The organism is Mediterraneibacter sp. 210702-DFI.3.120, from assembly GCF_020561005.1.
Taxonomy (GTDB): domain Bacteria; phylum Bacillota; class Clostridia; order Lachnospirales; family Lachnospiraceae; genus Mediterraneibacter; species Mediterraneibacter faecis.
Window position 1 is genome coordinate 1 of record NZ_JAJCNG010000012.1, and the last position, 13,449, is coordinate 13,449.

Here is a 13,449-nt window from a genome sequence, read left to right on the forward strand (position 1 = left end):
ACCGGGCATTTTTCATTTACAGGAGGATTTTGAATGAACAATACCGCAACCAACAGTACCCCTTGCCCGACTGTGAGAAAGCAGATCGGCAAAACAACCTATATCGTCCGTGTGCATTTCAGCCAGACTGCAAAAGAAACGATGGAGGACAAAATCAAGCGTCTGCTCCGTGAGGAAGTCCGCAAAATGTGACTTTTTTTTTGAATTTGATGAAAAAGTCCTTGACTTTTTGTCTCTGGAAAAACAGCAAAGTCTATCTTGATTTCTGTTGGTGTCCGGCTGGCTGCATTTAATCTGAAAGAGATTGCAAATTTAACCTGTACGGATGAGCTGGATCTGGCAAGCATCGGAGAAAAGAAAGTGGCATTGTTCTGTTGTATTCCCGATGCCGATACTTCTTTGAACTATCTGGTAGGCATGATTTATAGCAATCTGTTCCAGACACTATATTATGTAGCAGATCGGAAATATGGAGGGAGATTGCCGGTACCCGTCCACTGTATCATGGATGAGTGGCCGAATGTAGCCTTACCGGATGATTTTGATAAGATCCTTGCTACCATGCGGTCACGTGCAATTTCCTGCAGTATCATCATCCAGAATATGGCGCAAATGAAAGCCCTGTTTAAGGACTCATGGGAAAGCTTGGTAGGTAATTGCGTGCGCCCAGAAGTCGCCAGCGCATTATAAATTCGGCGGCGTGGTATTTATGGAATACTGCCTTTAGCAAGCAGTAGGTAAAAGTATCAAGTGATGAAAAATCACAGCCTATTATTCTACAACTTATCCGAGAGGGGAAACCCGAAGGGGAGTGTAGCATGTTGTCGCTTTTGTCAATGGATAAAAGCCTGAATGATAAGGTACTAATCCTGTGTATCTGAAAATTCAAGAATAAAAATTCGTGTATGAGGTACAAAGCTAAACTGCCTGAACGATAGCCAGAGTGGGGGAATCCGCACTCCGCATACGAAAAGGATTGAAACGTATGCTATTCCATGTTGGTTTCATTTCGCAGTTATGAAAGCAAGCGATACTCATGGAAGGACAACCGCAAGACAGCGGGTAAATGGCGAAAGTCGGTGCCGACAACACGAAACGCTAATTCCATAAATACTAACTGGGGATGACCTAAACCTGGTAACGGGCATGGTCACACAGCTCCCATAGTAGTCTGAGACGTTAATGACGTTCACATGGCGAAGGGGAGCAGCTTATTTACTAATACGATATGAAAGGACGGTGCGAGAGGCATTGAGAAATCCAATCCAAGTATTAAGTAGTTTGACGGAAAAGTCAAAGAATGAATCTTACAGGTTTCAAAGATTATATCGGAATCTGTACAATCCAGAGTTCTATTGGCTTGCATATAAAAACATATATGCAAACACAGGCAGTATGACTGCCGGTGCAGATGGAACTACTATTGATGGCATGAGTGACGAAAGAATCCAAAGGATTATTGAATCCATGCGAGATAAAAGTTACCTGCCAAAACCTGCACGCAGGGAATATATTGCTAAGAAAAACAGTAATAAAAAGCGTCCGTTGGGAATCCAGTCGGGCAATGACAAACTGGTGCAGGAAGTAGTGAAGATGATTTTAGAAAGCATTTATGAGCCTGTGTTTAAGAAAACATCTCATGGGTTCAGACCAAACAAAAGCTGTCAGACAGCATTATACCAGATACAGAAAACCTTTACGGGAACGAACTGGTTTGTTGAGGGCGATATACACGCCTGCTTCGACAGTTTTAATCACCACACAATCATCAGATTGCTGAGAAAACGTATTGATGATGAAATGTTTCTACAACTCATCTGGAAATTTCTAAAAGCAGGCTATATGGAGCAATGGACGTACAATCGGACATACAGCGGAGTACCGCAGGGTTCAGGTGTCAGTCCAGTGCTTGCAAATGTGTACCTTCACGAATTAGATAAATTTATGGAGGAATATGCACAGAAATATAACCGAGGAAAGAAGAAACAAATGAACTCCGACTACAAGAAAGTTGTCAAAAAGGCATCCTATTATAGATGTATGGGCAAAAAGAAGTGGGCGGATTTATCTCCAGAAGAACGCTGGGAACGCAATAAACATTTGAAAATGCTTGAAAAGCAAACACGACAGCTAACTCCGACCGAACCTTTGGATGAGACGTATAAACGGATTCAGTACACCCGATACGCTGATGATTTCATCATTGGAGTAATTGGGAGCAAAGCGGACGCAGAACAGATGAAAGCTGACGTCGGCAGATTTCTCAGGGAAGAACTGGATTTGGAAATGTCCGAAACCAAAACCAAAGTTACGCATACAGGAGACAGAGCCAGATTTTTAGGCTATGACATTACGGTATCCAGAAGTCAGGATTTAAAGAAATCCGCAGGAGGATACAAAATCAGAAGCAATGCAGGAGTGGTGAAATTACTTGTACCCAGAGAAAAATGGGTGGGAAAGTTACTGGAATATCATGCAATCAAAATCAAGATTAACGAAAACGGAAAAGAAAGATTTGTAGCCCTACACAGAGGAAAACTGGTAAATCAAAGCGATATAGAGATTCTGGCAAGATATAATGCGGAAGTTCGTGGACTTTACAACTATTATGCCATAGCAAATGATTCCTTCAAGATAGGCAGATTTGCCAATCTTATGAAGTACAGTATGTACAAGACATTTGCCTGTAAGTATAAAACAAATGTTCACGAAATCAAGCGCAGATATTGTGTTGGAGGTCTGTTTACAATCGCATACGATACCAGAGCAGGAAGGAAAATCACGACCTTTTACAGAGACGGGTTTAAGCGAAAAGAATCAGCTACGAAGTTTGACAATGTGAGCGAACTTCCGCAGTTCTCAAAATACGCTAAAACCAACACTCTGAAACAGAGAGTGGAACGCCATACCTGTGAACTTTGTGGAAAGGATTGCAGAAATCTGGAAATCCATCAAGTAAAGAAACTAAAAGACTTAAAGGGCAATGCGGAGTGGGTACTCCTTATGCGCAAAAGGAGACGGAAAACTCTTGTGGTATGCCCTGAATGTCATAAACTGATTCATTCTTAATACCGTAAATATAATAAGCGGAAAGCCGTATACATCGAGAGGTGTACGTGCGGTTTGGGAGGGAGGGGACGCAAGTCCTGCAAAGGATGAGCTGAACCTTACCTCATGATGAACTTTTATATCTGGGAGGCAACGAAAAAGAGGGACATAAATATATTTCGGAACTGTTGGGAAAAGAAACTTTAGATACAAATACTTATGGACAGACAAAAGGACGAAACGGAAGTTATTCTACGAACTATCAGCAGACAGGGCGGGAACTTTTTACACCGGATGAGATCCGCTTACTGGATAACCGGAAAGCAATCCTGTTTGTCCGAGGGGAACGTCCCATGCTGGATGACAAATATAATTTAAAGAAACATCCAAATGTGAAATGGACAGAGGATGGCGGTGCGCCCCCGTATGACTATGCGAAAGCTCCGAGGTCACATGATGATTTGAATATTGATATTGAACGCTTAGATGATTATGAGCTGCTCTGTGAAGAGGACATCCTCGGCAAAGAGCAGCCTTTTTAGATGGGAGGAATGTGTATCGTGCATATGATGCAGAAATTGTTTAAGAAAAAGAATCCGAAGACGAAGCCTTTGCGAATGAGTGGTGTACAAAAACGATTTTTTGTCAGCTATGCAGTAATCGTATTCGCCATGATGTGGTGTACAACCCCTGTTCTGGCTGCAGGAGATCCATTAGCAGTGGTGAATAACTTGTCTGATTTTATTTTTTCCTTGATCCGGGCGATTGGCTTGATCTTGTTAGGATTTGGTGTGATGCAGATCGGCTTGTCTTTAAAGTCGCATGATCCAAGCCAGAGGGCAAATGGATTTTTGACTTTAGCAGGCGGCGTCATCATTACCTTTGCAAAAGAGATTTTGGATTTGATCATGGTGTAATCTGATATCAGCAGTACAGCGGGAGAGCAGACACTGTGCTGTTCTCCCTGTCTGTAAATGGAAACAACAGGGAGGTGAAATGCTACTTGGAAAGTGATAACTGGATCGTTCAAAATCTAAACAATGCGTTAGAAACATGGAATTCTAAGCTGTCAGAAATCTGGCAGCTTTTAACGCAAAGCCCGGAAACCTTTAAAGGCGGAGATATCTGGAGTGTGATGCTGACCATTCATGATGCTCTAAAAGGAATCGGGTATGGACTTTTAGTACTTTTTTTTGCAATCAGTGTAGTGAAAACCTGTAGCAGCTATCTGGACGTAAAAAAGCCAGAGCATGCGGTGAAATTGTTTATCCGGTTTGCACTGGCAAAAGGGGCAGTAGGGTATGGGCTGGAATTGATGATGGCACTTTTTTCTGTCATACAGGGAATGGTATCCACAATCATGCAAAATTCAGGATTTGGTGGGGATTCAGATGTAATCGAACTTCCGGCTGAAATGGTGGAGAAGATTGAAAGTGTAGGATTATTAGATTCTATTCCTCTTTGGATTGTTACACTGCTTGGCAGTCTGTTTATAACAGTCCTGTCATTTATTATGATCTTGACCGTGTATGGAAGGATGTTCAAGCTGTATATGTACACAGCCATAGCACCCATTCCCATTGCGACTTTTGCAGGAGAGCCTACACAGAACATAGGGAAGAACTTTGTCCGTTCCTATGCAGGGGTTTGTATGGAAGGAGCAATCATTGCACTTGCCTGCATTATTTTTTCTGTATTTGCTGCCAGTCCGCCGGCAATCGCAGACAGCAGTTTATCTGCGGTGAATATTGTATGGAATTATGTGGCAGAGCTGATCTTTAACCTATTAGTATTGGTAGGGGCAATTAAGGCAGCGGACCGGATTGTAAAAGAAATCATGGGGTTATAAGTAAGGAGGCAGGAGTATGAAAGAACAACCAATTTTAGGATACGATTGGGAAATGGGACATGAAGAAATTAAACTGGAGATAGGCACTTACTATACAGGAAAAGGTCTGTATATTGGAATGCTGGCAAAGGAAGATGGTGTATGGGAATCTTTTAGTGATCTGACGGTAAATTTACCGTTTGAGAGATCGGATGTTCATGAGGCCTTTATCCAGGACTTTGGGAGTAAGGAAAAATTGAAATTTATTCAAAAACATAAGTTGGGTAAAATTCTTCCAGAGCGAGGACATTCTGGATTCTGTACCTATGCAAAAGTGGCATTTAATCTTAAGCGGCTGGAGGAATTAGATCCAGAAGGAATGAAACGTTTTTATAAGGATCATCCAGAACTTGAAGAAAAGAGCCAAGTGCCGAAAAAGAAAAAACGAAATCAAATGGAACGGTAAAATGTGGGAATACAAAAGGAAAGGAGTTATGACAGAAAAGGCCGTCCCCTGGCTTATTTTCTGTTATTTGTATTGACAAAATGGAAGTAAAAATGAACAAAGAGATCCAGGAATTTCAGGAGTCCTTTTTCTTTGGGCTGAGCATGCGGCAGTGTTTCTTTTCTGTATTGGCGATTGCTGCTGCAGTAGGTGTTTATCTAGGGACAAAAGATACCTGTGGAACGGAGATTGCCGGATGGCTGAGTGTTTTTGCTGCAGCCCCTTTTGCGGGATGTGGTTTTTTCCGCTATCACCAGATGACACTGGAAAAGTTCGTATGGGTGTGGTTAAAATCAGAGATCTTATGCCCCAAAAAGCTGGTGTTTCAATCGGAGAATCTCTATCTGAAATGTCTGGAAGAGACAATAGAAATCGGAACACGTTCCTGCAGAAATGGAACGGAGCTGGTAGAACGAAAGAGAAGCAAAAATAGAAAAAAGAAAGGAAGGGGGGATACGGTTGATTAAAACGCTGCATCGTACATTAAAACTAGAAAAAGAGAAATTTAAGATTCCGAAGTCTGTACAGCGGGCAATCCCGATACAGCGGATCTGGCCGGATGGCATCTTTCAGTCCGGCAGGCTGTTTTCAAAATCGTTCCGTTTTACGGATATCAATTATTCCATTGCAAGCAAAGAGGATAAGACAGAAATGTTTCTGGATTATTCCGAGCTTTTAAATGCATTGGACTCCGGCGCATCCGCCAAACTTACCATTAATAACCGCCGCATCAATAAGGCAGAATTTGAACAATCCATTCTGATCCCTATGAAAGAGGACGGATTGGATGAATACCGAAAAGAATACAATGAAATGCTGTTATCCAAGATCAGTGATACCAACAACAGCATTCTTCGGGAACGGTATCTGACGATCAGTGTCCATAAGAAGAACATTGATGAGGCAAGGACCTACTTCGCACGTGTGGGAACAGATATTACCACACACCTGGCGAAACTATCTTCCATTGGGGAAGAACTGGATGCTGGAGAGCGTCTGAAGATTTTCCGTGATTTCTTTAAAGAAGACGTTTCTGCGACAGCAGAGTTTGATTTTAAGGAAGCTGTAAAAAGAGGACATGATTTTAAAGATTGGTTTGCACCAGATTCTATGGAGTTCCTGCAGGATCATTTTAAGATTGATGGGCGATATGGGCGTGTTTTGTATATGCAGGATTATGCAACTTACGTCCGGGACAGCATGGTATCGGAACTCTGTGATCTGAGCAGAAACTTAATGCTGTCGATTGATATCCTGCCAGTCCCTACGGATGAAGCGGTCATTGAGATACAGAACAAACTGCTTGGTGTAGAAACTAATGTGACCAACTGGCAGAGAAGGCAGAACGAAAACAATAACTTTTCTGCAACCATTCCGTATGAGATGGAGTTGCAGAGAACCGAAACAAAGGAGATGTTAAATGACCTGACCACTAGAGATCAGAGAATGATGTTCGGGGTGTTGACCATTGTGCATATGGCAGACAGTTATAAGGAGTTGAACTCAGATACGGAAACCTTGAAATCCATTGCACGGAAAAATCTGTGTCAGCTGTCCACTCTGCGGTGGCAGCAAATGGACGGTCTGCATACGGCGCTGCCTTTCGGACCACGAAAGATCAATGCCCTGCGTACCCTGACCACAGAGTCTACGGCTGTCCTGATTCCTTTCCATACCCAGGAGATTATGCAGGAAGGAGGGATTTATTACGGGCAGAATGCGGTCAGCAAAAATATGATCGTTGTGGACCGGAAGAAACTGCTGAATGGCAACAGTTTTCGCTTAGGAGTCAGTGGATCCGGAAAAAGTTTTTCTGCCAAAGAAGAGATTGTTGCATTAGCACTTGCCACGGAGGATGACATCCTAATTCTAGATCCGGAATCCGAATTTGGAAATCTGACAGTAGCATTAGGGGGAGAAGTTGTAAAAGTATCGGCAACTTCTGGAATGCATCTGAATGCTATGGATATGGACAGCAGCTATGGGGATGATACCAATCCACTGATTGAAAAATCAGAATTTCTGTTGTCTGTTTTTGAACAGTTAGTAGGGGCAGGTAATCTTGGAGCAAAGGACAAATCCATCATTGACCGCTGTACAGCTGATACTTATCGAGATTATATCCGCAGCGGATATACAAAGGAGGTACCTACCTTAAAAGATTTGTACCGACAGCTGATGCTGCAGGAAGAGCCAGAAGCAAGAGCTCTTGCCTTATCAGCAGAATTATTTACCAGTGGAAGTCTGAACACGTTTGCACATAAAACAAATGTGGATACGAAGAACCGTATCATGGATTATGATATCCGGGAACTGGGGTCCCAGCTCATGCCCCTTGGCATGCTGGTAACACTGGATGCCATTTTCAACCGTGTGATCCAGAACTGGAAAAAAGGAAAACGGACCTGGATCTTTTGTGATGAGTTTTATCTGTTATTCCGCTATCCATACAGTGCAGAATTTTTTTATAAGTTATGGAAGCGTATTCGAAAGTATAATGGGTTCGTGAATGCTATGAGCCAGAATGTAGATGAGGTTCTACGTTCCGATACGGCAAGACTCATGCTCGCAAACAGTGAGTTTTTAGTTATGCTGAACCAGGCAAGTACGGACCGGGAAGAATTGGCAAGACTTTTGAACATTTCCGACAACCAGTTAGGATATATCACAAATGTGAAAGCTGGAAGTGGTTTGATACGCTGTTCTGGAAATCTGGTTCCATTTGAAAATACATTCCCAAGGAATACAAAGTTGTACCAACTGATGACAACAAAACCAGGAGAAAGTTTGAAAGCTGTATAGCATAGGTTCGCTCATCAAATGTGTTTTACAGTACGTCATAATTGAATCAAAAAATATGAAAGCCGTTACATGGGGGACTGTGTAACGGTTTTTAATTCATAGAGAAAGGGTGTGTAAATGTGATAAAAGATGTACAGGAAAAGAAAATATCTTTTTATACAGCTGAATGCATGGAATTTGAAACAATGGGAGAAGTGACAGAGTGCGCCACATTAAAAGAAGCCTTTCGGATATACCAGAAAATGGAACAGAAAAGATCCGGTATGGGGGTTGGGATTGGATTTATTTTACATGATCCAGATGTGCCTGAGTACAGTGATATCCACTATCCTTTATATCAAGGAAATGGGGTGGAGCGGGATTTAATTGCACTTGTGGAGGCTTATGAGAAGCACCCACTGGTACAGAAAGCACAAAAAGATATGCAGAAACTGTTAGATAGGAAAAAACAGGTGGAACGATAAAGGAGGAGAATAAGGCAGATATTAAAACAAAAGAGGTAGACCGGACGTTGAAAGTCCGGGAACATGCCAAACAGCTTCCCAAAGAATTGATCAAGGATATTACTTTAAAATCTGCAGAACGTTCCCTGCTATCTACGCATGACGGTTCCCATTTTTCTCCCAAACAGTCTCCGGAACAGTATGCTTCTGACCGGCTGGAAGAAGGAATCAAGTGGTCGGCCAGTAAAGGGGAAACCATCGTTTCTCAAGGCAGTAAAAAAGCGGCAAAAAAAAAGGCAGAGAAGACCTGGAGAGTCATCAAAGAACGAAGGAGTAAAAATGCGGATCGTACTGCTGAACAGAGTAGAAACAGTGGAACTCAAGGAAATTCACAAACAGAACGTCAAACTGATATACGAATTAAAACAAAAGAAGCGGTAAACAAAAGAACAGCAGGAGTAGCGAGAGAGAACATTGCAGAGGTAAAAAATGCGACCCCTTTGAGAGATTCTGCAAATCGTATCAAACAAGCACATACAGCGAAAACTTCAAAGGAAGCGTCAAAATTAAAGAAACAGGCAGAACATGCTTACCGTTCTGGAAAAAAATTAGCTGTCCAAGGGAAAAAGGCTGCAACACAATCTGCAAAGGCAGCTAAACGGACAGTATCTGGAATAAAAACAGCGGTTAAAACGGGAGTTACCGCAGTAAAATCATTAGGAACCTTTCTGGTGGCAGGCGGCTGGATTGTTGTGCTGTTGGTAATTGTTCTGGGGGTGATTGGTGGAATTGCAGGAAGCTCCGGGAGTACTAGTGCGGAGCCACTAAGTCAGGAGGTACTGGCTTATACATCTACCATTCAGAGGTATGCTTCACAGTATGGAATTTCGGAATATGTACCTTCAATCCAAGCAATCATGATGCAGGAATCCGGAGGACGTGGAACAGATCCTATGCAGGCAAGTGAATGTCCGTACAATACCCGCTATCCAAATAGTCCAGGGGCGATTCAAGATCCAGAGTATTCCATACAGGTAGGGGTACAATATTATGCAGATTGTGTAAGACAGGCAGGATGTGAAAGTCCATTAGATATCAGCAGGCTACAACTCAGTTGGCAAGGATATAATTACGGAAATGGTTATATTGGATGGGCTTTAGAACATCATGGCGGTTATAGTCTGGAAAATGCATTGCAGTTTAGCCAAGAAAAGGCAGCGGAACTTGGTTGGCCAAGATATGGAGATCCTCAATATGTTCCTCATGTTCAGAGATACTATTCTGGAGGTGGTATCCTTGGCGGAATATTTGGAAACGGACAGATTGTGCAAGTGGCAAAACAGGAAGTTGGGAGTAGTAATGGGGAAAAATACTGGAGATGGTATGGATTTGATTCTTATGTGGAATGGTGTGCCTGCTTTGTCAGTTGGTGTGGGGAACAAGCTGGATTGATAGAATCTGGTGCAATGCCGAAGTTTTCTTTGTGCGAAAATGGAATTGATTGGTTTAAAAGTCATGGAAAGTGGCAGGAAACAGGCGGCATTCCGAGTGCAGGTTCCTTGGTATTTTTTGATTGGAATGGAGATGGCATATCGGATCATGTGGGAATCGTGGAAAAATATGAAGGTGGAATCATTTATACAGTAGAAGGAAATACAGGTACTAACATTGGTGGTAATAATGTCCGAGGGGTTTGGAAACATTCATATTCTGTTGGAAGTGCAACTATTCTTGGATATGGGATTATTTAAATAAAGAGAATAAGAAGTGCTATTTTATACAGGCACTTAATAAACATAATAAAAGGAAACAGGCAGACTTGTGGAGTATAATATTTCACAAGTCTGTTGTTAAAGTAGTGTTTTTATAAATTTTTTTTAAAAATCTTTAAATGGAGATTGTTTTGACTGATATCTTTTCCTTTACGCAATTATTTGTGTCATAAGGAAAAATTTAGTGATTAAAAAATTGTAGACAGGGAAATTAAAAGGCGTATAAATTGACTATAGATTTTTACTTAAAATATATAGAACTTTAAATTTTTGTATTCAGAATATCTAAATTTTGAATTTATACTAATAATCTTGACTTTATAGTTATATACATATAATATTATATTTTGTCTTACAAATGTAATATTAAGGAGAAAGAAAAAATGCAGAAAAAGTGGAAGATAATGATTATACTTCTCACAATATTGATTATATTATATGCTTTGACCAGTTGCAAAGAAAAGATACAAGAAAAAAAAGGTAATGAAGACAATTGGAAAGTATATCAACAGTTAGAAGAAAAAGAAGAACAGAATATCCAAAATCCATTTATTAGAGAAGAAACGAAATGTATTTTAACAGAAAAAGAGAAGCAAGAACTTCGAAATCAATTATTAAAAATAGTAACTCAATGTAAGGATATTTATCATCCAATTATTGATCAAACAACAGGATATCAGAGTATTTCAAGAGAGGAAGTAAAAAAGATAAAAAAGCGTTTTGGCGAAAATGGTTTGGTATGTGTGGCTGAAAATATGAATATGGAAAATTATGAAAAAGTGGAAGAATTTTATCTGGATTATTTAGAGGATAGAGAAACAGATGTTACAATATATGAGGTAAATAATGATGGTTCTTTTTGTTCTGAAACTTTTATATATCGAAATAAAGTGTTGCAAACTTTTACAATGACTCTTACTTGGGAAAAAGGAGAACAAGCTGAAATATCAAACGGAACAGCGAACAATATTGCTGAAATAAAATACACATCAAAAGGATATCTAATCTATTCATATGAGTATATTGTTGCACATGCAGCACTAAAAGAATATTATCGTGTAAAACCGTTATCGGACACATTGCGAATATTAACTGATCAATATGTTTCTGTATTTAACTATTTGAACTATAATTTTCTTACTCAAAATTGGGACGAAAGTAATGTAGAAACGATATTATTACCTAGATTGTTTGAGGATTTATATCAGGTACATACAGGTGAACAATTAAAGAAAGATTCAGGGAGAATTTCAGCAGAAATATATGAAAATGTTATGATAGCTTGTTTACCTGTTACAATAGAAGAATTGCGAAAGCATTGTGGATATGATATGGAAAGTAATACCTATGATAGTGGAACCTTTTTTTATCGAGGAACATCCCCTTTTGGTGAAGTAGTAGATTATTTGGATAATAGTGATGGAACACTCACGCTATATGTTGATGCTGTATGGCCAGATAGGAATACTGATTGTGCTTTTAAAAATGAAATTGTCATTAAACCGTATGGCGATGGAACTTGTCAATATTTGTCTAATAAAGTACAGAAAATTGAATTAGATATTCCAGTATACGAAGAGTATTGAAAAAGAATTTCAACAAGTTAAATTATATATCTAAGCATTGCACTATAATATTTGAGGGCAGATTCGTATTTTTGCGATTCTGCCCTCAAATATTATAGACATGTTTCGTTTAAAGTTAAGGTATATTTGATGAATTAAAATCAATGCAGGTAATTTGCAAAAGGTCAAATAACATGATCACGTAGAATATGAAATAGAAAAAAATATATTGACATTCCAATCTTACGGATGTAATATTATAAATGTCTTACGCGTGTAAGATTCGTGGTGTTATATATATACTTCTAAATATGACACCTGTAAAAATAAAAAAGATTTATTAGCTATAAGTCTTACACGCGTGGTTTTTGTAAACGAATATTTAGTTATCAGGTTATAGAAAGAAGATTAAGGTATATATGAGTAAGAGAAGAAAAAAAGTAAAAAAGAAAAATAGAAAGATAGTTTGGATAATAGAAAGTTTGCTTTTTATAATACTTATCAGTTTGTTAGTCTTATTAAAAATTTTCAATCCGCAAGAGAGGGAGAAAATAGAAGAAAAATCTGAAGAAACAGTAAAACCATTAGTTATTCAGACACAACAGCGGAAACTGGATTTAGATCAGCTACATAGTAGTGCTGGAATTGTAATCAGTCTCGATGACAGTAAAGTTATATTTCAATTTCAACAGGATGAAAAAATATTTCCAGCATCATTAACGAAAATAATGACATGTATTCTAGCAATTGAAAATATAAACAATTTGGAAGCAACTATTACATTAGAGCCAGAAATATTTGATGAACTATATGCCCAAAATGCGTCAATGGCGGGCTTTCTACCTGGTGAAAATGCAAAAATAATTGACATATTGTATGGAAACATTTTGCCTTCAGGGGGAGAGTGTTCAATTGCTTTAGCGGAGTATGTTGCTGGTTCAGAACAAGCATTTGTAGAACTAATGAATGAGAAAGCTAAAGATTTAGGAATGAATAATACACATTTTATGAATGCAACAGGATTACATAATGAATCTCACTATACTACAGTGAAAGATATAGGAATTCTTTTACAGTATGCATTAAAAAATCAAACTTTTAATGATATATTTCAGTCAAAAAGTTATTTTGTTGCGCCGACAGACCAGCATTTAAGTGGTTTTACTTTTTATAGTAGTATGTTTAAACTACGAGATCAATGGGAGTTGGATGAGGGTGAAATTGTGGGAGGAAAAACAGGTTATACAGATGAGGCAGGGCTTTGTTTAGCCTCAGAAGCGATTGTTAATGGTCGAAAATATATTGCTATAACAGTAAATGCAGAAGGAAATCATAATACAGAACCATTTCATGTAAATGATGCTTTTTATTTATATAATCAACTACAATCGCAATGATTTTTTAAATTTATAATCATACAAATGCAGGGAGGAAATATTAAAAAGGAGTACTTCAGAGATTATTCTTTGGAAATTCAGAAAATAAA

At 39.3% G+C, this 13,449-nt stretch carries 11 protein-coding genes and 2 pseudogenes; all 13 read left to right on the top strand.

Annotated features, from left to right (window positions below):
- The first annotated feature begins 33 nt into the window (after window positions 1-33).
- Window positions 34-192 (top strand): transposon-encoded TnpW family protein, encoded by a 159-nt coding sequence (locus LI162_RS07820; protein WP_081731980.1) that lies wholly within the window; start codon window positions 34-36, stop codon window positions 190-192.
- Between the two features lie 42 nt (window positions 193-234).
- A pseudogene (locus LI162_RS07825) lies at window positions 235-660 on the top strand (type IV secretory system conjugative DNA transfer family protein); the annotation flags it as partial.
- A gap of 591 nt (window positions 661-1,251) precedes the next feature.
- Window positions 1,252-3,069 carry a reverse transcriptase/maturase family protein gene (locus LI162_RS07830; RefSeq protein WP_055057444.1) on the top strand — a complete coding sequence of 606 codons (1,818 nt, stop codon included), beginning with the start codon at window positions 1,252-1,254 and terminating at the stop codon, window positions 3,067-3,069.
- A 107-nt stretch (window positions 3,070-3,176) separates the two neighbouring features.
- Window positions 3,177-3,590, top strand: a pseudogene (locus LI162_RS07835) (type IV secretory system conjugative DNA transfer family protein); the annotation flags it as partial.
- Window positions 3,591-3,965, top strand: coding sequence for a glutamyl-tRNA amidotransferase (locus tag LI162_RS07840; protein WP_117636817.1), 375 nt, complete (start codon window positions 3,591-3,593; stop codon window positions 3,963-3,965).
- 86 nt (window positions 3,966-4,051) lie between these two features.
- Window positions 4,052-4,897 carry a hypothetical protein gene (locus LI162_RS07845; protein WP_028087971.1) on the top strand — a complete coding sequence of 282 codons (846 nt, stop codon included), beginning with the start codon at window positions 4,052-4,054 and terminating at the stop codon, window positions 4,895-4,897.
- A gap of 16 nt (window positions 4,898-4,913) precedes the next feature.
- Window positions 4,914-5,342, top strand: a complete 429-nt coding sequence (locus tag LI162_RS07850; RefSeq protein ID WP_117636818.1) for a DUF4313 domain-containing protein — start codon at window positions 4,914-4,916, stop codon at window positions 5,340-5,342.
- A gap of 80 nt (window positions 5,343-5,422) precedes the next feature.
- Complete coding sequence (locus LI162_RS07855; RefSeq protein WP_117636819.1) at window positions 5,423-5,848, top strand: PrgI family protein; 426 nt, start codon at window positions 5,423-5,425, stop codon at window positions 5,846-5,848.
- Window positions 5,841-8,183: a VirB4-like conjugal transfer ATPase, CD1110 family gene (locus LI162_RS07860; protein ID WP_179985586.1), complete on the top strand. Its 2,343-nt coding sequence runs from the start codon at window positions 5,841-5,843 to the stop codon at window positions 8,181-8,183. The genes LI162_RS07855 and LI162_RS07860 overlap by 8 nt, the downstream gene beginning before the upstream one ends.
- 242 nt (window positions 8,184-8,425) lie before the next feature.
- A complete protein-coding gene (locus LI162_RS07865; protein ID WP_227156220.1) occupies window positions 8,426-8,647 on the top strand; it encodes a hypothetical protein in 222 nt (73 codons plus the stop codon).
- Between the two features lie 47 nt (window positions 8,648-8,694).
- Window positions 8,695-10,377 carry a lysozyme family protein gene (locus tag LI162_RS07870; protein WP_049947131.1) on the top strand — a complete coding sequence of 561 codons (1,683 nt, stop codon included), beginning with the start codon at window positions 8,695-8,697 and terminating at the stop codon, window positions 10,375-10,377.
- A gap of 404 nt (window positions 10,378-10,781) precedes the next feature.
- Window positions 10,782-11,984 carry a DUF6070 family protein gene (locus LI162_RS07875; RefSeq protein ID WP_004613128.1) on the top strand — a complete coding sequence of 401 codons (1,203 nt, stop codon included), beginning with the start codon at window positions 10,782-10,784 and terminating at the stop codon, window positions 11,982-11,984.
- 398 nt (window positions 11,985-12,382) lie between these two features.
- Entirely contained in the window at window positions 12,383-13,360 is a 978-nt protein-coding gene (locus tag LI162_RS07880; RefSeq protein ID WP_004613127.1) for a D-alanyl-D-alanine carboxypeptidase family protein, read from the top strand.
- Window positions 13,361-13,449 lie beyond the last annotated feature (89 nt).

Coding starts and splice junctions, on each gene's coding strand:
- LI162_RS07820 (WP_081731980.1), top strand. CDS start 34: ATGAACAATACCGCAACCAACAGTACCCCTTGCCCGACTGTGAGAAAG.
- LI162_RS07840 (WP_117636817.1), top strand. CDS start 3,591: ATGGGAGGAATGTGTATCGTGCATATGATGCAGAAATTGTTTAAGAAA.
- LI162_RS07850 (WP_117636818.1), top strand. CDS start 4,914: ATGAAAGAACAACCAATTTTAGGATACGATTGGGAAATGGGACATGAA.
- LI162_RS07855 (WP_117636819.1), top strand. CDS start 5,423: ATGGAAGTAAAAATGAACAAAGAGATCCAGGAATTTCAGGAGTCCTTT.
- LI162_RS07865 (WP_227156220.1), top strand. CDS start 8,426: ATGGAACAGAAAAGATCCGGTATGGGGGTTGGGATTGGATTTATTTTA.
- LI162_RS07875 (WP_004613128.1), top strand. CDS start 10,782: ATGCAGAAAAAGTGGAAGATAATGATTATACTTCTCACAATATTGATT.
- LI162_RS07880 (WP_004613127.1), top strand. CDS start 12,383: ATGAGTAAGAGAAGAAAAAAAGTAAAAAAGAAAAATAGAAAGATAGTT.